Origin of the sequence: Ectothiorhodospira sp. 9100 (assembly GCF_022227565.1) — a bacterium.
GTDB classification, from domain to species: domain Bacteria; phylum Pseudomonadota; class Gammaproteobacteria; order Ectothiorhodospirales; family Ectothiorhodospiraceae; genus Ectothiorhodospira; species Ectothiorhodospira marina.
In genome coordinates, this window is the sequence record NZ_JAJNAN010000007.1 from 68,137 (window position 1) to 93,805 (window position 25,669).

General features: G+C 62.2%; 24 protein-coding genes, 1 tRNA gene, 1 other RNA gene and 1 riboswitch. Of the genes, 12 read left to right on the top strand and 14 right to left on the bottom strand.

Annotated features, from left to right (window positions below):
- Positions 1–18: 18 nt before the first annotated feature.
- The 7 genes from LPW29_RS03935 to LPW29_RS03965 all read right to left on the bottom strand — a co-directional run bounded on the left by LPW29_RS03935 (position 19) and on the right by LPW29_RS03965 (position 8,120).
- Positions 19–363, bottom strand: a complete 345-nt coding sequence (locus LPW29_RS03935; RefSeq protein ID WP_090252631.1) for a histidine triad nucleotide-binding protein — start codon at positions 361–363, stop codon at positions 19–21.
- Between the two features lie 43 nt (positions 364–406).
- The gene (gene recR / locus LPW29_RS03940; protein ID WP_090252627.1) at positions 407–1,003 is read right to left on the bottom strand and encodes a recombination mediator RecR; all 597 of its coding nucleotides are present in this window, start codon (positions 1,001–1,003) and stop codon (positions 407–409) included.
- 7 nt (positions 1,004–1,010) lie between these two features.
- Complete coding sequence (locus LPW29_RS03945; RefSeq protein WP_090252624.1) at positions 1,011–1,337, bottom strand: YbaB/EbfC family nucleoid-associated protein; 327 nt, start codon at positions 1,335–1,337, stop codon at positions 1,011–1,013.
- Positions 1,338–1,444: 107 nt separating this feature from the next.
- A complete protein-coding gene (dnaX, locus tag LPW29_RS03950; protein WP_238626956.1) occupies positions 1,445–3,073 on the bottom strand; it encodes a DNA polymerase III subunit gamma/tau in 1,629 nt (542 codons plus the stop codon).
- A 61-nt stretch (positions 3,074–3,134) separates the two neighbouring features.
- An RNA gene (gene ffs, locus LPW29_RS03955) (signal recognition particle sRNA small type) lies at positions 3,135–3,231 on the bottom strand.
- Between the two features lie 78 nt (positions 3,232–3,309).
- Complete coding sequence (locus tag LPW29_RS03960; RefSeq protein WP_238626957.1) at positions 3,310–6,855, bottom strand: ATP-binding protein; 3,546 nt, start codon at positions 6,853–6,855, stop codon at positions 3,310–3,312.
- The gene (locus LPW29_RS03965) at positions 6,852–8,120 is read right to left on the bottom strand and encodes a metallophosphoesterase family protein (protein WP_238626958.1); all 1,269 of its coding nucleotides are present in this window, start codon (positions 8,118–8,120) and stop codon (positions 6,852–6,854) included. The genes LPW29_RS03960 and LPW29_RS03965 overlap by 4 nt, the downstream gene beginning before the upstream one ends.
- 110 nt (positions 8,121–8,230) lie before the next feature.
- Here LPW29_RS03965 and ispG point away from each other — a divergent pair, with 110 nt between their 5' ends.
- Positions 8,231–9,460, top strand: coding sequence for a flavodoxin-dependent (E)-4-hydroxy-3-methylbut-2-enyl-diphosphate synthase (gene ispG, locus LPW29_RS03970; protein ID WP_238626959.1), 1,230 nt, complete (start codon positions 8,231–8,233; stop codon positions 9,458–9,460).
- Between the two features lie 20 nt (positions 9,461–9,480).
- Here the strand turns inward: ispG and LPW29_RS03975 are convergent, their stop codons facing one another.
- A complete protein-coding gene (locus LPW29_RS03975; protein ID WP_238626960.1) occupies positions 9,481–10,917 on the bottom strand; it encodes an HDOD domain-containing protein in 1,437 nt (478 codons plus the stop codon).
- Between the two features lie 119 nt (positions 10,918–11,036).
- On the opposite strand from LPW29_RS03975, the gene motA reads away from it, so the two are divergent.
- The 7 genes from motA to LPW29_RS04010 all read left to right on the top strand — a co-directional run bounded on the left by motA (position 11,037) and on the right by LPW29_RS04010 (position 16,141).
- Entirely contained in the window at positions 11,037–11,894 is an 858-nt protein-coding gene (motA, locus tag LPW29_RS03980) for a flagellar motor stator protein MotA (RefSeq protein WP_090252609.1), read from the top strand.
- A 6-nt stretch (positions 11,895–11,900) separates the two neighbouring features.
- Positions 11,901–12,755, top strand: coding sequence for a flagellar motor protein MotB (motB, locus tag LPW29_RS03985; protein WP_238626961.1), 855 nt, complete (start codon positions 11,901–11,903; stop codon positions 12,753–12,755).
- A 9-nt stretch (positions 12,756–12,764) separates the two neighbouring features.
- On the top strand, positions 12,765–13,715 hold the full coding sequence (locus LPW29_RS03990; RefSeq protein ID WP_238626962.1) for a LysR family transcriptional regulator: 951 nt from the start codon (positions 12,765–12,767) through the stop codon (positions 13,713–13,715).
- Positions 13,716–13,772: 57 nt separating this feature from the next.
- Positions 13,773–13,847, top strand: a tRNA-Val gene (locus LPW29_RS03995).
- Positions 13,848–14,166: 319 nt separating this feature from the next.
- Complete coding sequence (gene pufB, locus LPW29_RS04000; RefSeq protein ID WP_090252600.1) at positions 14,167–14,325, top strand: light-harvesting antenna LH1, beta subunit; 159 nt, start codon at positions 14,167–14,169, stop codon at positions 14,323–14,325.
- A gap of 90 nt (positions 14,326–14,415) precedes the next feature.
- A complete protein-coding gene (pufA, locus tag LPW29_RS04005) occupies positions 14,416–14,613 on the top strand; it encodes a light-harvesting antenna LH1, alpha subunit (RefSeq protein WP_090252597.1) in 198 nt (65 codons plus the stop codon).
- A gap of 397 nt (positions 14,614–15,010) precedes the next feature.
- Positions 15,011–16,141: a GGDEF domain-containing protein gene (locus LPW29_RS04010; protein WP_238626963.1), complete on the top strand. Its 1,131-nt coding sequence runs from the start codon at positions 15,011–15,013 to the stop codon at positions 16,139–16,141.
- Between the two features lie 586 nt (positions 16,142–16,727).
- Here the strand turns inward: LPW29_RS04010 and LPW29_RS04015 are convergent.
- Together LPW29_RS04015 and LPW29_RS04020 are read right to left on the bottom strand one after the other, a co-directional pair.
- On the bottom strand, positions 16,728–17,078 hold the full coding sequence (locus LPW29_RS04015) for a hypothetical protein (RefSeq protein WP_238626964.1): 351 nt from the start codon (positions 17,076–17,078) through the stop codon (positions 16,728–16,730).
- Between the two features lie 56 nt (positions 17,079–17,134).
- Positions 17,135–17,509 carry a DUF6746 family protein gene (locus LPW29_RS04020; RefSeq protein WP_238626965.1) on the bottom strand — a complete coding sequence of 125 codons (375 nt, stop codon included), beginning with the start codon at positions 17,507–17,509 and terminating at the stop codon, positions 17,135–17,137.
- Positions 17,510–17,750: 241 nt separating this feature from the next.
- Between LPW29_RS04020 and LPW29_RS04025 the strand changes: the two genes are divergently transcribed.
- From LPW29_RS04025 to LPW29_RS04035, 3 genes are read left to right on the top strand one after another with little or no spacing between them, the layout of a single operon-like run.
- Positions 17,751–18,194: a hemerythrin domain-containing protein gene (locus LPW29_RS04025; protein WP_238626966.1), complete on the top strand. Its 444-nt coding sequence runs from the start codon at positions 17,751–17,753 to the stop codon at positions 18,192–18,194.
- Positions 18,195–18,198: 4 nt separating this feature from the next.
- A complete protein-coding gene (locus LPW29_RS04030; protein WP_238626967.1) occupies positions 18,199–18,444 on the top strand; it encodes a DUF2249 domain-containing protein in 246 nt (81 codons plus the stop codon).
- Positions 18,441–19,748, top strand: coding sequence for a hypothetical protein (locus LPW29_RS04035; RefSeq protein WP_238626968.1), 1,308 nt, complete (start codon positions 18,441–18,443; stop codon positions 19,746–19,748). The genes LPW29_RS04030 and LPW29_RS04035 overlap by 4 nt, the downstream gene beginning before the upstream one ends.
- 11 nt (positions 19,749–19,759) lie before the next feature.
- Here the strand turns inward: LPW29_RS04035 and LPW29_RS04040 are convergent, their stop codons facing one another.
- Positions 19,760–20,239: a DUF456 domain-containing protein gene (locus tag LPW29_RS04040; protein WP_238626969.1), complete on the bottom strand. Its 480-nt coding sequence runs from the start codon at positions 20,237–20,239 to the stop codon at positions 19,760–19,762.
- Positions 20,240–20,450: 211 nt separating this feature from the next.
- On the opposite strand from LPW29_RS04040, the gene LPW29_RS04045 reads away from it, so the two are divergent.
- Positions 20,451–21,107 carry a metal-dependent hydrolase gene (locus LPW29_RS04045; RefSeq protein ID WP_177169907.1) on the top strand — a complete coding sequence of 219 codons (657 nt, stop codon included), beginning with the start codon at positions 20,451–20,453 and terminating at the stop codon, positions 21,105–21,107.
- 49 nt (positions 21,108–21,156) lie between these two features.
- Here the strand turns inward: LPW29_RS04045 and LPW29_RS04050 are convergent, their stop codons facing one another.
- The 3 genes from LPW29_RS04050 to umuD all read right to left on the bottom strand — a co-directional run bounded on the left by LPW29_RS04050 (position 21,157) and on the right by umuD (position 25,566).
- Complete coding sequence (locus LPW29_RS04050) at positions 21,157–23,232, bottom strand: TonB-dependent receptor plug domain-containing protein (protein ID WP_238626970.1); 2,076 nt, start codon at positions 23,230–23,232, stop codon at positions 21,157–21,159.
- Between the two features lie 151 nt (positions 23,233–23,383).
- Positions 23,384–23,639, bottom strand: a riboswitch (cobalamin riboswitch).
- 221 nt (positions 23,640–23,860) lie between these two features.
- On the bottom strand, positions 23,861–25,120 hold the full coding sequence (gene umuC, locus LPW29_RS04055; RefSeq protein WP_238626971.1) for a translesion error-prone DNA polymerase V subunit UmuC: 1,260 nt from the start codon (positions 25,118–25,120) through the stop codon (positions 23,861–23,863).
- Between the two features lie 11 nt (positions 25,121–25,131).
- Complete coding sequence (gene umuD / locus LPW29_RS04060; RefSeq protein WP_238626972.1) at positions 25,132–25,566, bottom strand: translesion error-prone DNA polymerase V autoproteolytic subunit; 435 nt, start codon at positions 25,564–25,566, stop codon at positions 25,132–25,134.
- Positions 25,567–25,669: the final 103 nt, after the last annotated feature.

The following is a 25,669-nucleotide window of genomic DNA, read 5'->3' on the forward strand; positions in this document are numbered from 1 at the left end:
GCAATCCTCGGTGTGCAATCAGCCTGGGGGCCACTCCATCTGGCGCCCCCCCAGAAGGTGCATGTGCAGATGATAGACGGACTGGCCACCGTCTGCATTGCAGTTCATCACGGTTCGATAGCCATCCTCGGCAATCCCCTCCTGTCGCGCCAGGTGTGTAGCCACCCACTGCAGCCGCCCGATGAGGGCACTGTCTTCATCGGTGATGTCGTTCAAGGTGGCAATATGCTTGCGCGGTATCAACAGCACATGCACCGGGGCTTGCGGATTGAGATCACGGAAGGCCACCACCTGCTCATCCTCATACACCTTGTCGGCGGGGATGGATCCTTGGGCAATCTTGCAAAAGATACAGTCGGTCATGCATTCACCATGGCAGATTCAGGCGGATAGCGTGTCCGCTCTTTCAGTAATCCCGGCGCCCGTCAAAGGCATGTGACAGGGTGCCGCGATCCACGTATTCCAGTTCCCCCCCCAGGGGGATGCCGTGGGCGATCCGGGTAGTACGGATACCCCGGGACCGGGCCATCTCGCTGATGTAGTGGGCTGTCACCTCGCCCTCCACAGTGCTGCCCGTGGCCAGGATCAGCTCGGCGACCTCCCCTTCACTCAGGCGGGCCTCCAACTGATCCAGCCCCAGCTCCTCGGGCCCCACCCCGTCCAGGGGAGATAACTGGCCCAGCAGGACATGATACTGACCGCGAAAGCCAGTGGCCTGCTCAATGGCCAGCACATCCGCGGGTGCTTCCACCACGCACATCACCTGCCGGTCACGCCTCGAATCGGCGCACAGGTGACACACCTCATGTTCGGTGAGGGTGCGACACACCCGGCAGTGTCCAATCCGTTCCACAGCCTCGCGCAGCACGGCGGCCAGGCGCAGGGCCCCCTCGCGATCCCGCTCCAGCACATGCAATGCCATGCGCTGAGCGGATTTCGGGCCCACGCCGGGGAGGCATCTCAAGCCCTCCACCAGGCGCTCCAGCAGGGAGGTCTCGGCCACGGAGGACTCAGAACGGCATCTTGAAGCCCGGGGGCAGACCCATGCCCTGAGTCAGATTACCCATGTGTTCCCGGGTCATGTCTTCCACCTTCTGCACGGCGTCATTCATGGCGGCGGTCAGCAGGTCCTCGAGCATGTCACGGTCATCTTCCAGCAGGCTGGGGTCGATGCTGACCTTGCGCACGGCGTGCTTGCCGGTCATGATCACGTTCACCAGGCCGCCACCGGACTCACCGGTCACTTCCATCTCGGCCAGCTCGGCCTGAGCCTTGGCCATGTCTTCCTGCATCTTCTGGGCCTGCTTCATCAAATTGCCAAGTCCGCCTTTCAGCATATCTTCACCTTACAAACGTCAGTGGAATCAAGAGGCCTAGTGTATCGCCTCGGGGTCAATGAAACATCCTCGCCAACCCGAATTCATGATCTGGAGCGGGTCGGGCATTACTGCCGATCGCGTGGCCGCACGGAACCCGGGATCAGCTCAGCATCAAACTGATCTTTCAACCCCTGCGCCCACTGATCCTCTTCAATGGATTGCTCGGCCGCCCGCTGGCGGTCGGACTCCCGACGCGCGGCCATGGCGGCCGGCGTTTCCCCCTGGGTATCGCCTACCTGGATGGTGAGTTTCACCTCTTCGCCCAAGTGCCGGCGTAGCGCTTCCTGCAGCTTGTCCTGAGCCTTGGTTGTCCTGAAGTTGTCATGCTGGCGTGCCAAACCCAGGACCAGCTCCCCCTCCTCGTAACGCAACAGCGCGCAATGGCTGGCCAACTGACCCGGGATCCCCCCCAGTCCGAGGCTGGCAGCCAGTTGCGGCCAATCCAGATTCCCACTCCCGGCAGCCGGAACCGAAGTGTCCACAGGGGGCGCGGAAGGGGCAGAAGGCGGCGCAGCAGGCCTGGGGGCGGCCTTTGGAGCCGGCGTCGAGCGATCGCCAGCAGGTGCGGACGAGGGGGATTGAGTGATCGCGGCCTTCGGCTGCTGGGCCTCCACCGGCCGGAACGCCAACATGCGCAACAACACCATTTCCATCCCGGCGCGGGGCTCCGGCGCCAACGGCAGGTCCCGGCGCCCGATCAGGGCCACCTGGTAGAACAATTGAACATCTTCGGGCGACAGGCGCGCCGCCAGTTCCCTGAGCATGGATGGCTCATCGGGCAGACTGTCCGCCACCTCGGGCACCTGCTGAACGAGGGCCAGATGATGCAACAGGGTCATCACCTCTCCCAGTACCGCCGCATAATCCGGGGCCTGCTCCGAGAGCGCCTCCACCGCCGCCAACAACTCACGGGCATCGCCCTCGGCCAGGGCCTGCAGAAGCCGCTTTAGATGATCCCGGGAGATCGCCCCGAGCATATCCAGCACCTCGGCCTCGCGCAGCGCACCGCCACCAAAACCAATGGCCTGATCCAGCAGGCTCAGTGCGTCACGCATACTGCCCGAGGCAGCACGCGCCACCTGCATCACTGCAGCAGGCTCCGCCTCGATGCCTTCACGTTCCAGCAACTGGAGCAGATGACCCTGGATCATCTCCGGCGGCATGGCCTTGAGATTGAACTGCAGGCAACGGGAAAGCACGGTGACCGGGAGCTTTTGCGGATCCGTGGTGGCCAGCAGGAACTTGACGTGGGGCGGGGGCTCTTCCAGCGTCTTGAGCAGGGCGTTGAAACTATGGGTGGAGAGCATGTGCACCTCATCCACCAGGTAGACCTTGAAGCGGCCACGGGTCGGCGCATAGGGCACGTTTTCCAGCAGATCCCGGGTGTCCTCCACCCGAGTGCGGGAGGCGGCATCCACCTCGATCAGATCGACAAAGCGGCCTTCGTCGATCTCACGGCAGGCGCTGCATTGACCGCAGGGCTCAGCCGTGATGCCCGTCTCGCAGTTGAGGCATTTGGCCAGAACGCGGGCGATCGTCGTCTTGCCCACGCCGCGGGTGCCAGTGAACAGGTAGGCGTGATGAAGACGGTCTTTGCGCAGGGCGTTGGAGAGGGCACGCACCACATGGGGCTGACCCACCAGTTGTTCGAAGGTGCGGGGACGCCATTTGCGGGCCAGGACCTGATAGCTCATGGATCTCGTTACGGGTCGCTGAAGAGTGCCAAGCCCGGCATGGCCTCGAAAGGGTGGCAACCCACACCAGCCACACCCCGGCGCCCAAGTCCACTGCTACCGTTGCTCCCTTCCGGGCCTGGCGGGGTTCACAGCTTGTTGTCGCGAGGGGACCGGTGCAGGTCACCATTGCTCGGTACGTTTGGCGCACGGGCGCCAAAAAGGTGTTGAATTATGCGGGCTTTGCTGTGGGAACGTCAACCCGCGCAACGCTCCATCCCCAGTTCATGGATGCGCAGAGCATGGGCATCCACTGCCCCTCGGGCCACCTCCAGCAAATGTCTGTGATGGGTGAACAGCATCACCTGCCCCGCTCCGGCGAACTGCGCCAACGCCTGCAGGATCAGGCCGGCGCGAACATCGTCAGAAGTCATGAGCACATCATCGAGGATCAGCGGCATGCCGGGGTGAGAGGCTCGCCGCAACTCCAGGGCCGCCAGACGCAATGCCAGGTAAAGCTGGTCCCGGGTGCCCTCACTCATGGCATCCACGCCGATCAGATTGCCGTCATCCCGCATGGCCTTCAGTACGGGCACGTCCTGGGACTCGTCGGCCTCCAGGTGCGTGTAGCGCCCTCCCGTCATCAGTGCCAGATACTTCGAGGCTGACGCCACCATGGGCGCCTGGGAACGCTGACGGAAGTGTTTGAGGGCCTCCTGAAGCAATGCATGGGCCAGCCGCAGGCGCATCCAGGGACGGATGGCTCCCTGGATGCGCGCAGCAGCTGATTCCATTGCCTCCCGAGCCTGGGCTGCCTCATCGGAGGTATCCACGGCTTCCAGATCCCTACGGGTGCGCTCTTCCACCCTGCGGGCCTCGGCAACCCTCTGCCCCAGACGCTCGATGTCCGCCTGACAACGGGCCTGATCCGCCTCGATCGCGATTACATCCAGCCCCTCAAGGCGCTTGCGCAGCTCCGCCTCTGACTGGCTGGATGCCTGGGTGAGCTGCCGCTGCCGCTCTTCCAGTACCCTGCGCACCTGGCGCTTGCGATCCGCTCTGGCCTCGATCTCGGGCAGATCCTCCTCAACGGCCACCCCTGCGGTCTGACACAGGGTCTCAAGCACTCCGGCCTGGATGTCGAGTGCTTCCCGGGCTCGGGCCCGGGAAGCGGCTGCCGCGCTCTGCTCCTGAAGCCCCATGGCCCGCTGATGATCCCGCTCCCGGGCAACCCGCAGCCTTGTCTGTAGCTGCCCCGTATAGTCATCGGGTGAACCGGGCGGTGGCTCACCCAGCAAATCCGCCAGGGTGGCCACCTGATCCTGGAAATCACGCACCAGCGACTGCTGACGTGCTTGAGCGGCGAGAAGATCCTCTCGCTCGACACGCAAAGCCTCCAGGGCATCCAACTCCTCCAGGCGTGCTCGCACTGCCGTCGGCACCGCCTCCACAGGCAGCCCGAGACGATCATGCCAGGCTGCCACGGACCGGGAGCGGGCCTGCCACTCCTGCTTCATGACCTCGATTTCCCGAATCAATGCGGCCCGATCCTTTTGCCGCAGCCTTGCATGGTGTTCCCGTTCCTGACGACGCCCCTGCGCGGCAGTGGCCTGACGTTCCCAGGCGCCGGCCTGCTCGATCAGGGTGGCAAGATCAGTTCCAGCCGGTCGCTCGCCCACGGCAGTCAACGCCTGCCTCAATGCCTCAACGGCCTGTCGACGCTGCTCATGGCGTGCTGACTTGTCGCGCTCCAGCCTTTCCAGGCGTCTTGACAGTTCCAGCAGGGCCTCGCGGCGCCCCTGCCATTGGCCCAGGGCATCGGGCGACAGATCCGGCAACCCCTGGGCATGCAGGCGCGCCCGCCACTGCTCTCTCAATGCCTCATGCTCCCGCACCCCCTGCATATGCTGGGCCTGGATCTCCTGGTGGCGTTCCTCCATCGCCTTGAGCCTGCTCTGACACTCCTGGATCCGGGCTGCTTGACCGGCATTTTCCCTGAGCTGATCGGCCTGATGATCAGCCTGCACCTGGGCCGCCTCGAAGCTTTCCGGCAAGGGACGAGCGAGATCAAGATCATTGATTGCGCTCTCAGGCGTTCCTTCACCCGCCACATAGACCTGCCGCAGACGCGACCACAAGGCATCGCGCCATGCCCGAGCCTCACGCAGGGTATCCAGGGTCACCACCCGCCCCCCGGCTGTCAGCTGTTCCAGTTGCCGGGATTGTTCCTGCCTATCCCGCTGCAGTCGGGTCGCCTCCTCCTTCAGCCCCCGCAAGGTATCGTCCACCGCATCCATGGCATCCCGGGTTTCGTCCAGCTGAGCCTGCATCAGGGGCTGAATTTCCCGCACGGCCTGAAGATTCGTCTGGCCCAGGTCGATCAGATGCTGCTGCACCTGGCTACGCAGATCGTCCTGATCCCGTTCCAGGGCCTGGGCATCCGTGGTCATCTCTCCGAGAGCCCGGGCCTGATGCAAGGCCTGTGCAAGATTTTCACTGGCCGCCACCTCGGGTTCGAGCGCGTCATCCCGGGCTTCCCGCTCGGCAGCCTCCAGCGCCTCGAGGCGAGCCCGGCGGTCCTCCAGGCGAGGTCCGATCACTGCCAACGCATTGAGATCAGCCTCCAGACCGGCCCGATCCGCCGCTGAGGGCAGGTTTTTCAGCAATCGCTTCACATCGGCCTCGCTCCCCAAGCGATGGACCTGTTCAGCCAGACGCACATCCAACTGCTCCACGCGAGCCTGTTGACGATGCAGCTCCACCCGGGCCTCGGTCACCGTCTCCAGGCGCCCGGACAAACGCTCAATGCTGGCCGCATGCGCCAACAAGGGCATTTCAATCACCTGGGCCTGCAATCGGCGCTCGCATTCCTGCCATTGGGCCTCGGCATCCCGCAGATCCTGCTGGGCGCGGCTGCGGGCCTGCTGAGCAGCCAGGCGTTCCTCGCGGGCCTCTGCCGCCAGATCGGGGATGGCGTCCAGTGACGTCAGTTCCTTGCGCAACCGGTCCAACTCTTCCAGGAGCGGCGCCACGGTGCGCAGGGCGGCCAGGTCCCGTTCATGGCGCTGGGCCTCCTCCCGCCGGGTTTCCAGGGTGGTGAGTTCTTCCAGAGCCTGCTGGTGGGCGCGCTCCAGGGACTGCCACTGGGCAGGTCGCGTCAGCGCCTCCCTGTGAACTTTGCGCTGCGCCTCCAGGGTCGTTCGGGCCTCATTGATCACGGCCTGGGTGGCACGCGAGTGTGGACTGAAAAGGCCTTTGGCATCCGCATCCAGGGCCTCAAGAATGCTGGCGATACCTCGGGTACCGGCACTGGCCTCGAACAGGGCAGACCCCAATTCCCCCTCTCCCTTGAGTAAACGGTTCCCACCCTCGCGCAATCGCAGGTGATCCAGACCGAACATGGCCTCGAATGCCTCTCGGGTCAGCCCGCCGGTGAGTTGCTGCTCCTGCTCCGGCGTGGCGGCGGGGGCATCGGTCAGGGGGGTCTCTTTCGTATCCGGCCGGTGCAGGGTCACACCACGCCCCTTGCGACGCACCAGATAGACAGGCTGCCTCCGAGCATCCACAAACATCCCGGCAATGCGCAGCCGTTTAAAATCATGAACGAAGTTGTCTCGGCTGCGCTCGGGGATGCCAAAGCGCAGATCGGTCATGGCTCGCAGTGCTGAGGATTTGCCGGCCTCGTTGGGGCCATGGATCAGGTGAAGCCCATTGGCGTCCTGCCCATCGTCTGCTTCGCCAAAGACGATCCGGGTATCGGTAAATGGCCCAAAGGCCTGAAGATCCAGCCGAATGAGTTTCACGATGCGCCCTGCCCTTCATCACTCAGCCGTGCCAGCACAGTGGATTCGGCATCCAGCAGCAGATCGCGCATCTGCTGGGCATCCCGCAGGTCCACCCCGTCCAGAAGGTCCAATTCGCTGGGGAGTTTATCCAGGAGACTCGCAAGCGGCTGTTGAAGGAACTGGGCCGCCTCGTCCGGATTTTCCATCATTGCATCCACCAGACGCAGCAACTCGCCCACTGCGTCATCCCTTGCTGCCACCTGCGTCCGCTCCAGTGGGCGAGCCAGGCGCACACGCACCTGCTCCACCCATACCTGGGGTCCGTCCAGATCCTGCGCAGCGGCACGCACCTGTGCCTCCAGCGTGCCCGGCTGACGTGCCTCCAGGTCTCTCAGGGCACTTGTTCCGGTCAGGTGCACACGCACCGCATGCAGACGCTGCAGATCTCCTTCCAGCACCTCATCCAGTGCCCGCGTGATCCGGCGCACAAAGTGAGCAACATCCTCCACATCAGTGATATCCAGTTCGAGTCGATGCCAGCGCACCACATCCAGGGGCATGAATTCGGACTGAATCCCCGCCGGGGTCACCCGCACCAGATCGCAGCCCTTGGGGCCAATCTCGTTGGCATGGCGGCCCTGCAAATTGCCTGGGAAAACGATGCGCGGGCTTTCACACACCACCTCACGATGGTGCACGTGCCCCAGGGCCCAGTAGTCGTAGCCCTTGGCCGTCAGCGCCGTCACCTCGGTAGGGGCATAGCGATCATGGCCTGCGCGTCCACTCAGACTGGTATGCAACAGCCCGATATTGAAGCAACCCGTCACCGGCGCCGGATATTCGGGCACCCAGTCCTCATCCACCGCGCGATCAGGAAAGCTGCGCCCATGGAGGGCCACGGGCAGATCTTCCAGCTGTACCGTCTGTACCGTTCGACTGGAAAACACAATCACGTTTTCGGGCAGAGGTAACTGGCGACTGATCACCCCCTGGGCATCATGATTGCCCTGCACCATGAAGACCCGAACCCCGCCCCGTTCAAGACGCACCATCTGCTCGCGGAAGAAGAGGCCGGTGTGAAAATCCTGCCAGTCCCGATCATAGATATCGCCGGCCAGCAGCAGGAAATCCACCCGGGCATCCAGGGCCATGGCCACCAACCCCTCCAGGGCCTCACGCGTGGCGTTGCGCAAGCGCTCCACCGGCGCCCCGTCATAGCGGTCCAGCCCCTTGAGCGGACTGTCCACATGCAGGTCCGCCGCATGCAGGAAAGTGAAGTTCATTCAGTCGTCCCGATGTCCGTTTGACCGCAGCAGGATCAAGCCACGCCCGTACAAGGGAGGCGGGCAACCTGCTACCATTATGTCACCTCAATCTGCCAGTACCGTACGCCATGATGACGAACAATCCTGAGTACCGTCGGCACACCACCGTTCCGGTGCGTGTGGGCCATGTCACGGTGGGCGGCGACGCCCCAGTGGTCATTCAGTCCATGACCAACACCGACACCGCCGATGTTGACGCCACCGCCCGGCAAGTGGCCGACCTGGCACGGGCCGGCTCCGAACTGGTGCGCATTACCGTGAATACCGACGAGGCCGCCGATGCCGTCCCCCGGATCCGCGAGCGCCTGGATGCCCTGGGGGTGAACACCCCCCTGGTGGGGGATTTTCACTTCAATGGGCACAAGTTGCTGAGCAAGTATCCCGCCTGCGCCGAGGCCCTGGCCAAGCTGCGCATCAACCCGGGCAACGTGGGCCGCGGGGCCAAGCGCGATACCCAGTATGCGCAGATGATCGAAATGGCCTGCCAATATGACAAGCCGGTGCGCATCGGTGTGAACTGGGGCAGCCTGGATCAGGACCTGCTGGCCCGCATGATGGACGAAAACGCCCGTCAACCCCAGCCCCTGGGCATGCATGACGTCAATCGCGAGGCCTTGATCCAGTCGGCGCTGGGCAGCGCGGCGCGGGCCGAGGAGATCGGCCTGCCCCGGGACCACATCATCCTCTCCTGCAAGGTCAGCGGCGTACAACCTCTGATCCGTGTCTACAAGGATCTGGCATCGCGCTGCGACTATCCCCTGCACCTGGGCCTCACCGAGGCCGGCATGGGCGTGAAGGGGATTGTCGCCTCCACCGCCGGCCTGGCAGTGCTGCTGCAGCAGGGCATCGGCGATACCATCCGCGTCTCGCTTACACCGGAGCCAGGCGCGGAACGCACCAAGGAAGTCATTGTGGCCCAGGAAATCCTGCAGAGTCTGGAGCTGCGCCGATTCCTGCCAGCCGTGGTGGCCTGCCCCGGTTGCGGCCGCACCTCCAGCGATTACTTCCAGCATCTGGCACAGGACATCCAGAACTACATCCGCCACAAGATGCCCGATTGGAGTCGACAGTATCCCGGCGTGGAGGAGATGACTGTGGCGGTGATGGGCTGCGTGGTGAATGGCCCCGGTGAGAGCAAGCACGCCAATATTGGCATCAGCCTGCCGGGGACCGGGGAGACCCCCATTGCACCAGTCTACGAGGACGGCGAAAAGACGATCACCCTTAAAGGCGAACGCATCGCCGAGGAGTTTCAGGTGCTGGTGGAACAATACATCGAACGCCGTTACGGGCGGTAGACACCCGGGTCACCGAAGCGTCAGAAACCCTGGCCTGTCCGTCGCAACGACTCCAGGTGAGCACTGGCCAACTCGACCAGCGCCTTGAATCCCTTCAGCGCCCGCCGATCCAGCGCACAGGCTTCGGAACGGCGGTCGGCATAGATCAGACCGTAGGGCTGATCCCCCACAAATACTGAATGGGCGAAGAACTCACGCACGCCGATCAGGGTGCGCATGGAATGCGGCACCCGTGGCCAGACCTCATCACAATTGGAGGGGTTCAACCAGAAGGCCGAAGGTCGCTTCATCATCACCGCAATCAGGTGTCCCCCAGCCAGGTTGAGTTCGAACCGATTGAAAGCTGGCTCGTGATCCGTACCTTCCATGCGCTCAGCCGACAAGGTGTCGCCAATGTCGCTGAGTCGTGCAAATACCGCCCGGTTGAGCCCCAGGCCCTCGTGCAACCCCTTCAGCAGCACATCCAGCACCTGATCACTGTCCTGCAGTGAATGGGAGGCCAGTTGGCGGCGTGCCTGCTCGAACCGATCCGAGCGGGGCATGAGGCAAAATACCGGCTCGGGCGGCCTGGCACCCTCTTCGCGATAGGCCTTCACCCTGTCCTCGTCCAGCAAGGGAACGGGATCCAGGCCATAGAGATCCACATGGGTATTGAAATGCTCAGTGGCGCCGTTGATGTAGTCGGCCAGCTCCCCGGAGCTGCAATCCAGATAGCGGGCTGCCTGCTCCAGGTTGCCCCCCACCCCCGGATGGTCCCAGGCGGCCATGGCATCCCGCGCCAGGTTGGAGGCCAGCATCACCCCCATGGCACGGGCATGACGCGCGTTGGCAGGGCACATGCATTCGCGCACCATGGCCGGCAGCTGCCAACGCTCTGCCAGGGCGTGACCCACCGTTTCCAGACTGACATCCAGGGCCACATACTCGGCTTCATGAGGCAGCACCTGGCCGTCCAGGACCAATTCCATATAACGTGACATGCGGCGCTCGTCATGGATTGTCCAGATCAACTCCCCAAGGTCGTACAGCAACGCTGCCAGGCCCACTTCAGAGGGGATCATATCGTGGCGATTTTCTGCCCAGGTCTCCGCAAGGATCGCCGCATAGGCTACCCGCCCCGCCAGATAACGGTAATGCGACTGGGCCTGCGCGGAGAGGAGATCCGGGAGCTTGTCCGTCTCGCGGATGACCCGTTTCAACCCATCAGTGCCGATCATCATCACCGCTTCATCCAAGGACACCACCTCGGTACGAAAATGACGATGGGGCACACCATTGGCCACCCGAATCAACTTGAGGGCGAGCCCGGGATCCCGCTGCACCAGACGCCCCACGGCTCGCATGCTCATCCGGGAGTTGGCCTCCACAACGGACAAGAGAACGGGGGTTCCCTGGAGCAGCGGCAGGTCCCGGTCACCCAGGTGGTGCACCCAGTCCGCCAGCGATTGCTTGTCCATTAATGTGGCTCCTTAGCCCAGTTGAGTGTGATGGGCGTCTCGATTGCGCTATTATCGCGTGGTTTTTTGTCGGCAAGCCAGCCCCCTAGTCATCGCGCCACCCCGGAGGATAGCGGCTCGTGAATCTGATCATTGGTTCAATCATCGTGATCGTCGCCGTGCTAGGTGGCTGGTCCCTGCACGGTGGGCAGCTGATCCTCATCTGGCAGCCCTACGAATTCATCATCATCTGTGGGGCGGCGCTGGGCGCCTTTGTCATCGCCAATCCCATGAAGACGATCATCCAGGTGTTCAAGTCCATCCCCAGACTCCTGGGCGGGGCCACCTACAAGAAAGACGATTATCTTCAACTACTCGGCCTCATGTACGAGATGTTTTCCAAGGCCCGCAAGGAAGGCTTGATGTCGATCGAGGCGGACATCGAGGAGCCGGAAAGCAGCCCGCTGTTTGAAAAATACCCTCGCATTGCCAAGAACCACCACGCGGTGGAATTCATCTGCGATTACATGCGCCTGGTGGTCAGCGGGGCCATGAATCCATTCGAACTGGACAACCTCATGGATATCGACCTGGAAACCCACCATGAGGAGGCGGCCGAACCCTCCCATGCGGTGGCCCGGGTCGCCGACGGCCTCCCGGCCTTTGGTATCGTTGCGGCAGTACTCGGGATCGTGAACACCATGAGCGCCCTGGATGGCCCCATCGACAAGATTGGCGCACTCGTTGCCGCCGCCCTGGTTGGCACCTTCACCGGTATCCTGCTTGCCTATGGCTTTGTTGGCCCCATGAGCTCCGCCCTTGAGCGGCGGGCTGAGGAAGAGGCCAAGTTCCTGGCCTGCCTCAAGGCCTGCATCCTGGCCAACGTGCAGGGCTATAGCCCGCAGGTGGCGGTGGAATTTGGGCGCAAGGCCATGGCCTCCGACCTGCGCCCGAGCTTCGCGGAACTGGAATCCCATCTCCGCGGCGCCAAGGAGTAAGGCTACATGGCGGCCGAAGACAAAAAGCAACCCATTGTCATCAAGCGGGTGGTCAAGAAGACCGGCCACCACGGTGGCGCATGGAAAATCGCCTTCGCGGACTTCGCCATCGCCATGATGGCGTTTTTCCTGTTGCTATGGATCCTGGGCATGACCGACGATCGGCAAAAGGCCGCCATTTCGGAGTATTTTCAGAATCCATCGGCCGCCATGGGCATCAGCCCCACACCCCCCTACCCCACCGAGGGGGACGGTGCCTCGCCATCCATTATCGATTTTGAAGGGGCCATTGACATGGATCGTGCCGAAGAGACGGCACGGGAGCAGGATGAGGCGCGCCTTGAGTCGTTGATGGAGGTACTGGAAGAGGCATTGGACAAGAGCCAGGCTCTGGAACCCTTCAAGGACCAGTTGTTGCTGGACATCACCCCCGAAGGGCTACGGATACAGATCGTTGATCGCGAAAACCGGCCCATGTTTGACCTTGGCAGCGATAGCCTGCGCGATTACTCCCAGGCAATCCTTGCTGAACTGGGCTCCATCATCAACGAAGTGCCCAATCGGGTCACCATCACCGGACATACCGACGCCCGCCCTTTCCCCAGGACCAACTACACTAACTGGGAGTTGTCCGCAGACCGGGCCAACGCAGCCCGCCGAGCGCTGGTGACCGGCGGCATGGAAAGTGACAAGGTGGGCCGCGTGACGGGCCTGGCCTCCACGGTCCTGTTCAACAAGGATGACCCCGCCGACCCCATCAACCGGCGCATCAGCATCATCGTGATGAACAAGGAGGCAGAAGATGCCATGCTTGAAAGCACCGCGGTGGAGTATGAAGGGGGTGAGGCGAGTCCCCTCTGACGCGAATTGATGAACTTCACCTTCCGCCAGCTCAAGGCCTTCGAGGCCGTTGCCCGACATCTGAGCTATACCCGCGCGTCGGAGGAACTCCATCTCACGCAGCCTGCCGTCTCCATGCAGATCAAGCAGCTTGAGGAGCATGTGGGCCTGCCGTTGTTCGAGCAGATCGGCAAACGCATCCATCTCACCGACGCAGGGCGCGAGCTCTACCACTACAGCTGCGCCATCGCCGCGCAACTGGCAGAAGTGGAGATGGTCCTGGACGAGATGAAAGGCCTGCGTCGCGGCCATCTGACCATCGCCGCCGCCAGCACCGCCAACTACTTCGTGCCCCGCCTCATCGCTGCATTCTGCAAACGTCATCAGGGCGTCTCGGTCACCCTGGAGGTGACCAACCGTGAAGAACTACTGAACCTGCTGGCCATCAACGCCATGGACCTGGCCATCATGGGGCAGCCCCCCACATCCGAGCCCATTGCCCACCCTTTCATGGACAACCCCCTGGTCATCATCGCCCCACCGGATCACCCACTGGCCGGCGAAAGGAACATCCCGTTGAGCCAGCTCTCCGGGGAGTGCTTCGTGATGCGAGAGAAGGGCTCGGGAACACGGGGCGCCGCCGAACGCTTCTTTGCCGAGCACGGCGTGGCACTGCGCGCAGCACAGCAGATGCATAGCAGTGAGGCCATCAAGCAGGCGGTAGAAGCGGGCATGGGCCTGGGCGTACTGTCCATGCACACCCTGGAGATGGAGTTATTGTTGAACCGACTGGTGGTACTGGATGTGGAAGGCTTCCCCATCCGTCGGCATTGGTATGTGGTGTATCCACGGGGCAAACGCTTCTCGCAAGTAGGGCAGGCCTTCCTGGATTTCACCCTTCAGGAGGCGCCGCACGTGCTCAGAGTCCCCCCTCTGACGACCGGCCGTGACACCTCGCCAGGCCTGGAGACACCGACCTGACAAACAGGTATTGACGACCCTCACCGCCCTCCCTATAATCTGCGCTTCTTTCGTATCGGGCGGTTAGCTCAGCGGTAGAGCACTGCCTTCACACGGCAGGGGTCAGTGGTTCGATCCCACTACCGCCCACCAATAAGTGTCAACAAAATTAGCGGCTTACGGTTCAACCGGGCCGCTTTTTTTGTGTCTTCGCGGAGTCCACTCCGAAAGGCGTCATCGTGACCCCGGATACCGCCCCCCTGATCTGTTACCTTCACACCACGGGCTTCGTGGGCTTGACGCCCCCTGCGCGCCAGGGCCTCACGAAGCTGACTTCAACCAAATTTCGGTTTTTTTCCTGTGCTGGATCATGATCCTGGAACTTATCCTGTTGTAGTGTCTACATCGACGTACGTGATGGCGTTGAGCCACCGCGGTATTTGCCAATAAGACTCACTTGGAGGGTATTGAAATGGTTGGTGAAACAAAAGGTTCGCTCTCGGGGCTCAACGAAGAAGAAGCCATGGAGTTTCATGGGGTCTTCATGTCCAGCATGATGGGCTTTCTGGGCGTTGCCGCTGTAGCCCACGTTCTGGCCTGGATGTGGCGTCCCTGGGGTGTGGCTTGGTAAGACTTCTCGCCTGAACGGCGAATCAAGTCTCAAGCGGTCCCTTTAGCGAAGCATTAAAAGCAGTTTCTTTCCGATATAGGAGATTTCAATATGTGGCGTACTTGGCTGCTGTTCGATCCGCGCAGAGCGCTGGTTGCCCTGTTTGCATTCCTGGCCGTGCTGGCTCTGCTGATCCACTTCATCCTGCTGAGCACCGAACGCTTCAACTGGATGCACACGGCCTCCCTGGTCGACACGACCGAGCAGGTCGCAGTACAGGGTCAGACGGACAAGGCAAACCTGGCCTAAGCGTCTGACGCCCATGCCTCCGGGCGGGATGGCAGTGCAATTCGCATCCCGCCCGGTGTCTGCTCGGCTTACCGGCCGAACAGCCCCCCCCTCGCAATATCTGACCACCCTGCCCCCACGGGATCGTCCCGCACCGTACCGTCGCGCTCAGCCATGAGCTCGAACAATCCCCCTCCAGACCTTTGTCATTCGCGTAGGCGTCCTGCATCGAACGGCCTTTGCGCGCACCTTCCATTCCTCAGCGCCCCCTGTGTCATCGACCTGATTCGCCGGTGAGTTGCATCGCCGATACAGATCATGCGCTGGAGAATGTATCATGCAAGATGGTATTCGGTTGATCTTCCTCCAGCGCGTCTTTCCAGCAGCGCTCCGGTTCCATTAAAGGGGGCCCCTTCCCATGCGCGCATTCCAGTGGAACGCCAACTTTGTTACCGGCCTGTCGGCCGTCGATGAGCAGCATCAACACCTGGTCGAACTCATCAACCGCCTGGGTAACTTGCTGGGAACCAACAAGATTCATCGTGAGGACCTGGAAACACTCTACGGACAGTTGGTAGATTACGCCGACTACCATTTCAGGGAAGAGGAAGGGCTGATGGTGACCATGAACCTTGATACTCGCCATGTGGATGCCCATATCCAGATGCACCGCGACTTTCTCGAGGAAGTCACCCGGCTGCATGAGTCCCTCATTCAAGACAACCCCCTGGCTGGCAAACATCTTCTTGACTATCTGGTCCACTGGTTGGCCTTCCACATTCTGGGCCAGGATCAGCACATGGCCCGGCAGATCGAGGCCATACGCGAGGGCGCCGCCCCTGAAGCGGCCTATGCCGACGTTGAAAAGACCAGCCATGAATACGTCGAACCGTTGCTGACAGCCGTAAGCCACCTGTTTGCCCAGGTATCGGAACGCAACCGACAACTGGATCACCTCAATCAGTCCCTCGAGGCCCGGGTGGCCGCCCGCACCCTTGAACTCTCGGAGGCCAATCGCCAGCTGGAAGTGCTGTCGCGCACGGATGTGCTCACCGGCCTGCCCAACCGGCGCCACGCCATGCAGCACCTGGAGGCCCTGTGGGAAGAGTCCGACCGATTGGGGAAACCCCTGGCCTGCATGATGATCGACGCGGATCACTTCAAGGAAGTGAATGATACCCACGGTCATGAGGCCGGTGATCGGGTACTGATCGAACTGGCCAGGACCTTGCAGCACGCGCTTCGCAACGATGACATCGTCTGCCGGCTGGGCGGCGATGAGTTTCTGGTCCTCTGCCCGGCCACCCCGTATCAGGGCGCCATGCACATCGCCGAGCAGATCAAGGATGCGGTGGCCGCCCTGAGGGTCCCCACGGGCCATGATGCCTGGCAGGGTAGCGCCAGCATTGGCGTCGCCGTGCGCAGCCCAGCCATGAAAGACCCGGATGACCTCATCAAACTGGCGGACGACAGCGTCTATCTGGCCAAACGAGCAGGCAAGAATTGCGTGCGTTCCACCAACGACATGCCCCCTGCCCCCGAGAAATAAAGGGGACAGACCCCTTTTCCCATTGGTGGTGGCCAGGGGGTGGCCCTGGCACTGGAGCGGAACTGAGCAGGACGTGGCTTAAGGCCCCATCCAGGTATTCCAGGATGTCGGCCTCGTTGGCGTTATCCAGCGCCAGTCGGTTGAGCCGCGAGCCGTCAAAGCCGGCGCCCAGGTACAGGTTGTAACGGCCGGGAGCAGCCGCTGATACGCACGGTGATCGTGGGCGCGACCCGCACATCGCCCACCCTGGCGGACATCTTATTCCCGTCGCGGCGCAACGAGTGACAAGACCCGCCCGGTTTATTGGCCCGAAGGAGAGCCCCGCCTTGCTACCCAGCAGGATTGACCAAGGTCAAGGGCTGCCGGGTCAGAGACTCGCGACAATCCTCCACGATATCTGACCCTCCCCTTTAACTCCCTGCCTACGGTGCCCGCATGCCCACCTTCATGAAACAGACCTGGCACCACTACAGCGCCGCCCCGCAGTAGCCCACGCCTTCCTTGTGGGTGCCCGAGTTGTCCTGGGCAACAGGTCCAGATCCAGCGCCACGTGGCCGCAGGACAACGGCGTCACTGGGTCCTTCGCCTACTGAAGGAAGGTCAGGTTGGCCCGATCCAGGGCGCGGGCATAGCCCATGGCCGAGGCATCCATCCGTTGACGCAAGCGCGCTGCCGACAGGCCGCGCTTCAAGCCCATGCAGGACAGAAAGAATGGATCCTTGCGGACTCCCTCGGCGGCTTCAAAGTCGCTTTTGCCCAGGGTGAGCAACCCCAGGTAGGTGCTGAGCGCCTGACCATGGTCGGCGCCCCGGTAAGATCCCATCGACTTCACCGCCTGATCCAGGCGGGATGCCGCAATCGCCTCGCCAATCAGTGCCAGCCCCGCATGGGCGGTGAGAATCCGGCGCGGCGACTGCTCAAGGCGAGATTTCGTCACGGATTCAGGTACTTACCCCTCCCGGGAGATGGAGGGGCAAGTACCGGGATCAATGATCAGTCAACGATCTTGTCTGCCACCTCCAGATATTTGCGACCTTCTTCTCGAATCTTGTCCACGTCATTCACTTCCGATGCCAAATGCACTTCTTCCAGGGTAACGGCCAGCGCTGACAGATCCTGATTCATGCGTTCCAGGGCATTTTCCAGCGTATAAGTCAGTTCGTGGATATACGCCACATCTTCCAGAGTCAGTTCGTCTTCGGCCAAGGTGGCCTCCAGCTTGCGATTGTGTTCCACGAAGTTTTCCACTGCCTGTTCCAGGCTGTCGACGGACTCCCCTTCATAATGCTCCACCCGCTCGGCCAGCGCAGCAGAGGAAAACAGGAACATACCGGAGGCCAGGGTGGCCATCATGAGGTGTTTTTTCATGTGAAACTCCATTGAACGGACAATGAATGAAAAGGTTCCGAGGGTGAATCCACCCCGGAGGGAAGCGCAAAGTCACGTTGGATTCTACCCGAACTGAAATCAAATGCAATCAATAATGATTCTTATTGTATTATTTGATTGATCCCCACCAGCCGCCTTGATCCGGGTCAAGTTCAAATACCTCAGCGGTTGGCTAACGTAACGATACGCCATCCTGCTGACACATCCACGGGGCATCGCCATGCAGACCATCCAGGACTTTTTCACCCACGACCACCGCGACTGCGACCATCGCCTTGCCGCCCTGGAAAGCGCGGTCGCTGACCAGGACTGGCCCGCCGCCGAAACCGCCTGCGCACGCTTCCATCACGACCTGGAGCGTCACCTGCAGCGCGAGGAGACCTTGCTGTTTCCTGCCATCGATACCTTCACGGGCAGCAGCGGCGGCCCCACCGAGGTCATGCGCCGGGAACACGATCAGATGCGCGCTCTGCTCACTGACGTGCAGGACACACTGGCCCGGCGGGCGGTGGATCCCTGCCTGGGCAACATCGAAACCCTCATGACGCTCATCCAGCTCCACAACGTCAAGGAGGAACAGATCCTCTACCCCATGGCCGACAAGCACCTGAGCGCGGGGCGCGACCATCTCATGGACCAGGTGCGCACCCTGGAACCGGCTTGACCCCATGGGCACCACCTACATCCTGGACGTTCGCGGTCTACCCCCTCCAGAGCCCCTGCAGCAGGTGCTGGACAGGCTGCCCGACCTGGCCCCGGGGGATGTGCTGCACATGAAGCACCGGCGCGAACCCTTTCCCCTCTACCCGATGCTGGCGGACATGGGTTTTGCCCACCGGGTGATCACCCCGCCGGATGTCCCCTTTGAGATCCTTATCTGGCGGGCCGACGGCCCGGAGCCCGGCACTCCATGAATCTTTCCCGTCTGTCTTTGGATCGCACCCCACCTCTTTGGGTACCGTTGCAGTTCATGATCACGGCGCCCCTGTTCGCCGTGCTGTTCGCACTGCTGATGCTCTGGCTGGGCCCTCAGACCCTGCTCTCCCGCTGGATGCCCGGCCTGATCGGTGCCACCCATATTCTGGTCCTGGGTTATCTGGCCATGGTGATGTTCGGTGCCATGCAGCAACTGCTCCCGGTGGTGGCAGGATCCCCGCTACCCAAAGATCTGCTCACCAGCCGTGTCACCCATGGACTGCTGGCCCTGGGCACACCGTTTCTGGGAATTGGCCTGGCAACTCAGGCTCATTGGGCCGTGATGCTGGGAGGCATGCTGGTGTTGGGCGCCGTGGCACTTTTCATTCTGGGTGCCCTGATCAGCCTGGCGCGCAGCCGGGCCCGGGGGCCAACCCTCACCGGACTCTGGCTGGCGGTGATCTCCTTGCTGATGGCCATGGTGCTTGGCGGCTGGCTCGCCAGCGGCCATCTGGGCCAGGGGTGGCCCCTGCCCCGCTACCTGACGAACATTCACCTGATCTGGGCCTTGTTCGGGTGGATCGCCCTGCTGATCGCCGCCGTGGCCTATCAGGTGGTGCCCATGTTCCAGATGACCCCGGAATATCCCCGCCTCTTCGCCCGTGGCTATGCCCCGGTGGTGTTCAGTCTGCTGGTCCTGTTGACCTTGCCAGCATGGCTGCACCTCCCGGAGTGGCTAACCCTGCTGATGGGCATGGCCCTGGCCATCGCCCTGGCGGCCTTTGCCGTGGTCACCCTGTGGCTGCAGTCCCGCCGACGCCGCCGTAACGCCGATGTCACTGTGTATTTCTGGCGCACCGGGCTCATCGCCCTGCTGGCGGCCATCGCTCTGTGGGCCCTGGCTCACCTGCTGCCCGGCTGGCCCCCGCGTGGCCCGCTGATGCTCCTGCCTGTCTGGCTGTTCCTGGCCGGCTTTGCCATGTCCATCATCAACGGCATGCTCTACAAGATCGTCCCCTTTCTGGTGTGGCTGCACCTGAACAACCAGCGCCTGAGCACCGGCAACCTGCGCGCGCCCATCCCCAACATGCACGAGGTGATCCCCCTCAAGCTCACCCGCTGGCAACTGTACCTGCACTGGCTGGCCCTGACCGGCACTGTGGGGGCGTTGTTCTGGTCGGGTTTGTTCGTGCCAGCCCTGCTCCTGCTGGCCGCCTCCAATGGGCTGCTCACCTGGAATCTCGCTCAGGGTGCCCAACAATTCAGGTGCTGGCACCGTCGGTTGAAGCCCTCCGCAAACTAGAGGCCAGTCAGTCAGAAGAATCGCACCGCCAGAAAAAGAGCCACCATGGCAAGGCCCAATGCCACCTTGGCAGCCGTGCCCAGGATGAGCCCCAGGGTGGCACCCCAACCGGCCCGGCCTGCCGCCAGCAGATCCCGACGGGCAGACAACTCCCCCAGCACCGCGCCGATGAACGGCCCCAGGAGCAGGCCGATCAACCCAAAGAACAGACCCACCACGGCGCCGATCGTGGCTCCGATCACGGAGCGCCCCGAGGCCCCGTAACGATGGGCCCCAAAGGCGCCCGCCACGAAATCGGCCAGCGAGGCCAGACCCGCCATGCCCGCCAGCACCAGCAAGCTGCCCAGCCCCACGTGCACGAAACTCTCTGCCCAGGCCGCCGCCCAGAGCCCGAGAAACAACACCAACGGCCCGGGAATCGCGGGCAGCACCAGGCCGACAACGCCCAAAACAACCAGTACAACGGCAAGAACCCAGGCAAAAATATCCATGGGCGAGGAGTTTAGCAGGGCTTCAAGGGGAGAAAGGAGCCCAATACCTTCGAATCGGTGAAACGACGCGGCCATTGGCTTAAGCCTTGCTCCTCTCTGATCACCTCTGTCCATTCATTCAGCTTTAGTGATAACATTCTGAATGAATGTGATTTTTAATAACAACAAATACTCAATGGCCAATTTCGCAACGCATGTAAGTGTCGCAGGAATGTTCGCGACAGGACTGGCCGGGGCCACCCTGGCCACAGGTCGACTTGATGGGTGGGAGTCCCTGGGACTGATGCTCTTTCTGGTGGCCGGCACCCTTCTGCCCGACATCGACGTGGATGGCGGACGCCCCCAGCGGGCCCTGTTTGGGGCGCTCTCGTTGGTGGCTGCCACCGCGGTGATTGCACTCCTGCCCGCTTCCTACAATCACCGGGTGGACTGGCTTCCCCAGATCGAGCCAATCGGCTGTGAGATCTTGGCTCTGGCCCTGCTGGCCTGGTTTGTGGTGCGTTATCCCCTGGCCATGCTTTTCCAGCGCCTCAGCCGACACCGGGGGCTGTGCCACAGCCTCGTGGTCGGTCTATGCTGGAGCCTGGGATGGGTTTACGTGGGCTTGCAGTGTCTGATGGCCGATGTCCTGGTGGTCTGGCTGCAGGGCGTTGCCATCTTTCTAGGATTCGTGATCCACCTGTTGTTGGACGAACTCTACAGCGTTGACATCAACAACGCCCGCATCAAGCGCTCCTTCGGCTCTGCCTTCAAGATCCTGCAGCCCGACTTTCCACTGGGTTCCATCGCTGCCTGCATGCTCCTGGGAATGTTGATCTGGCTACTGCCCTACCCCGAGGAACTGCTGCAATGGCTGGCCTCGTTCTGACACCGAACCAGTACGCTCTTGTGGTCGTCAACACTCACCATTGACACACTCATTCGAAGTCGTACCTCACCCCCACCCGGACAAACTGCCCCGGGTCCGCATACAACGAGGAGCGATTATCCCGATTGAAGAGATTGTCGATCCCGCCGTGGAGTACCACCCCACCCCAGGTGTCCGGTGCGTACTGCACATCAAGGCCTGTGAGGGTATAAGCATCATCCCATGCATCTTGGCCCATATGGATCTCATCCACATACCGGCTTCGCAGCTGCAACTTCAGGGCTTTGGATGGCGTCCAGACAGCCTTGGCCAACGCGATCCACTTCGGCGCCTCGGTGAGTCTTTCCCGGGTACCGCGATCAATGGCGTCCAGATAAGTGGCTGATAGCCGCAGTTCCAGGTCTGGACGGAAGATGATTCCAAGATCAAGATCAACTCCCTGGGCGCGTGCACTGTCCAGGTTCTTGAAGGTGCGGTAGTCGCCGGATCCACCGACCTGCGCAATACGATCCTCATACTCGGTGTAGAACAGCCCGATGTCATAACCTGCAGCCGTGGCTCCGGTCAGTGGCACGTCCCCGGACAAACCCATCTCGACGTTGCGGCTGCGCTCTGGATCCAATTCATGGCGGTCCTTGCCAGCGGCCGCATCCACCACGGAGGCACCCAGCACCCGGATCCCCCGCGGGTTACGCGTATCCACATGGAACGACCGCAATTCAGGTAGTTTGAAACCCTCGGCATACTGCAAACGCAACCGCGCCTGCGGGGCAAAGCGGTAAACGCCGCCCACCTGCAGGGAGGTACTATTCGTCTCGGCGGAAGTCTCATCACGTCGTGCGCCATAGACCAGATCCAGGCGATCGTTCACCTGCCATTCATGCTGCAGGAAAACACCGCCGACCCACTGACTGAACCTGGGCTCTGCCCGGGGTTCGTGGTCCTGATAGATCTGCTTTTTGTGCTCAAAGCCGGCCAGTACAGTATGGTCTGCACCGGGCCGCCAAGTGGCAAGCAAGTCATTGACCCGGTCTTTAAACGTGACCTCCCGTGGGCCGAATTCGCTCTCGGATGAGGAGACAAATCCAAAGCCCGTTGGATCCAGAAAGGCGTTGGAGCGATCCAGGTTGAACCGGCTCTCGTAGATCTGATACCGAAATTCCAGGGCGTCGGTAACGAGCCAATCGGCGCTCGCCGCCAGATCCCGGCGGCCACTGTCTTCGCTGCGGCGGGCGGGGAAACTGCCGGCCTTGACGGTTTCACCACTTTCCGCGAGTCCGGTAGAGACAGGAGGCGTATCGTGCAGGAACCGTGTCTGCCGCTCCTCCTGCATCCATCCGCCTTCGATCTCAACCTGCAGATTGTCTGTCACCCAGTGGTTCACCCCGGCCCGAAGGTTATAGACGTCTGCCTGTTCCCGGTGATCCCGATCAAAGTCGTAGGGGGCCACATCAACGAACGGCCGGGCATCCACGTTTCCCGTGGCCCGCTCATGATAGGCATCCCGTTCCATGACGTCAGCAAACAGGCGCACTCGGGTATCCGGCGTACCGCCCCCCAGATACAACGCACCGTGGCGACGCTGACCACCCTCAGCATGGGCGGGTACTCCAACCTGGGCCCCCACGCCCCCCTCAAACCCGGACTTGGGACGTCGGGTAATGATATTGATCACGCCGGCAAGGGCATCGGCACCGTACACCACGCTGCCCGGTCCTTTGACGATCTCGATCCGCTCAATGTGACTGACCGGCAGGCGGTTCAACTCCCCGCCCCGACCGGACGTGCCGGCAACACGGCGACCGTCGATCAGGTAGATGATGTCGGCCCGGCCGCCGCCGCGTATGGAAAAGGCGTTGCCATCCGAGCCGGTGAAGAGGCTCGACTCGGCCCGTAACACCTCGTCAAGCATGGTCGCCCCGCTGCGCCGGACCGCCTCGCCGGAGATGACCTGCGTACTGGCCGGCGTGCGTTCGACCCTACGCTCAGTGCGGGTGGCAGCCGTCACGGTCATCTTCGGGAGGGTATATGCAGAATCCTCGGCGGATGCTGTAGACCCGGCAACAAGCAAGGACAAGGTCGTGGCACTGCTCATCAGCGCCGTCATCAGGGTTCGATCACTCATTGAAGCTGACTCCTGGGCGCGCACGACCCCGTGCGCGCATGGAAGGTCCATGGGCCGCGGGGAGTCAGCAAGGCAGGCAGTATCAGGCAGGACACAACCACATAACGGTGTCGCGCACTCGGCGCCCACCCCGGCTTGCCGCGCCCCGCGGTACTCGGGTACGCCATAGGCCGGTATCCGGGCTTGTGGGTCTGAGGCATCGATGCCTCAAGGTCGCAGTCCACCTTCCCACGAAACCCGCCGTTGGAGGACGAGGACTTCGCAGTGGCTCATCAGGGTCTGCAACCACCCACCTACCGTTGCGGGGGCAGCGCCGGCTTGATCATCATCGGACGATTGAACCGGTCTTCCCGTTTAACCCACCGGAGGAGAAAATCCCGGCAGGCACCTATGGCGCGGCGGAGGGTATCACGAATGGAAAGAAGACCTATTTGCAAAAGGTCAATCAGCTGGACTCGCGCAACGGATGCAGTTGATCCCTCGCAATGCCGATGAAGTAGGGTGCTAAGAGCGCCACAAGCAGACGCTGACAAAAAAAGAACGTCTTTCTGACCCCTGCTCGGGCGAGAGGCCCCGGAGCAGCCGCCCAAGTTGCTGTTTTCGCACATCGAGCTGCGCGTCCTGGATGTCAATAAACGCGCAGCAGATCGCTCCAACACGTGGTGTAAGCGGGTGAGAGTCGTCCGCGCTTCATCACCCAGGGCTGGTGAATACCCTGACCGGCCAGCCATACCCGCCCCCTGCCCTGCCCGTTGATTTGATCCATCACCTGCATCAGTGCATCACTGCGCTGGGTGTCGCGTGGCTGAGCAAACAGGTCGGTCTGCCACTGACCGGGGGCGTACAGGTCGCTCAACATCACCCCGGCCTTGGCATAGGCAAACCCGTCTCGCCAAAGCTCGTCCAGCACGGTCAGCGCCAGACGGTTCAGATCCCGGGTATCCCGGCTGGGCTCGACCAGGGTTCCGGTGGCGGTGCGGGCGTACCGGGGCAGATCATCGCGATACAGCGGGGTCTGGATGAACACGCTCACCTGACGGGCCAGGCGGTCGTTCTGGCGCAGCTTCTCGGCAGCACGGGCCACATAGGTGCTCACAGCCTCGCGCATCCGATGCTTGCAGGTGATCTGCTCGCCGAAGGAGCGAGAACAAAGGATCTGCTGGCGTGCTTCGCTATCAGGGGCGAATTCCAGACAGGCCTCCCCGCGCAGTTCCCGCACCGTGCGCTCCAGGACCACGGAAAAATGCTGCCGGATCCACCCCGGATCGCTCTGGGCCAGCTGTGCGACCGTGTGGATACCCAGGGCCTGCAAGCGGGCCTCCAGCCGCCGCCCAACGCCCCAGACCTTCGACACCGGCAGCATCGAGAAGACGGCCAGTTGTTGACGAATATCGCTCAGTACCACTACACCCCCGGTCCCTGGATCCCGCTTGGCCATGGCGTTGGCCAGCTTGCTCAGGGTCTTGGTGGGCGCGATACCCACGCAGGTGCGGATCCCGGTCCACTGTTGGACAGTCTCCCGAACCTCGTGTCCGAAGGCCTCCAGATCCCGGTGTTGCAGGCCATCCAGGTCCAGGAAGGCCTCATCGATGGAATAGACCTCCACCTGCGGTGCCAACCCTTCCAGCGTCTGCATGACCCGCGCAGACAGATCCGCATACAGGGCATAGTTGGACGAGAAGACCGCCACCTGGTGTCGCCTGAGCAGCGAGCGGATCTGAAATGCCGGCACGCCCATGGCAATACCAAGGGCCTTGGCCTGCGGGGAGCGAGCCACCACGCACCCATCGTTGTTGCTCAGGACCACCACCGCACGACCGCGCAAATCCGGGCGAAACAGTTGCTCGCAGGCGGCATAGAAGTGGTTGCAGTCCACGAGAGCAAACATGCCAACCCGGCTCACGGTTGGCGCGCAAGCCGGCGCACGACCCCTGTCACCACACCAAAGACCTCGAAATCCGAGTCCTCGCTGACCTCGATGGGGGCATAGTCCGGATGACGGGGCACCAAACGCACACGGGGCCGCAGCTCCAGCACCTTGACGGTCATCTCGCCGTGAACGCTGGCGATCACGATGTCCCCGTGCCGGGCCTTAAGTGATCGATCCACCACCAGCACATCCTCTGGCTGGATGCCGGCCTCAATCATGGATTCCCCCGCCACCCGGACAAAGAAGGTGGCCGCCGGGCGCTGGATGCACAGCTCGTTGAGGTCCAGAGCCTGCTCCACGAAATCCGCAGCTGGCGATGGGAATCCCGCGGACACGCGCTCCAGGAACAGGGGAATCGCCAATGGCTGGCCGGGGCCCGCGCGGCCCAGCAGGGAAACGGGCATGGGTGCCTCCAGGAATACTGATGATTTATCCAGCATTATAGGGGAGACGGATGCATAAGCCGAGGAGGCACCTACTCAACGCCAACGTTGAGCATCGCCCACA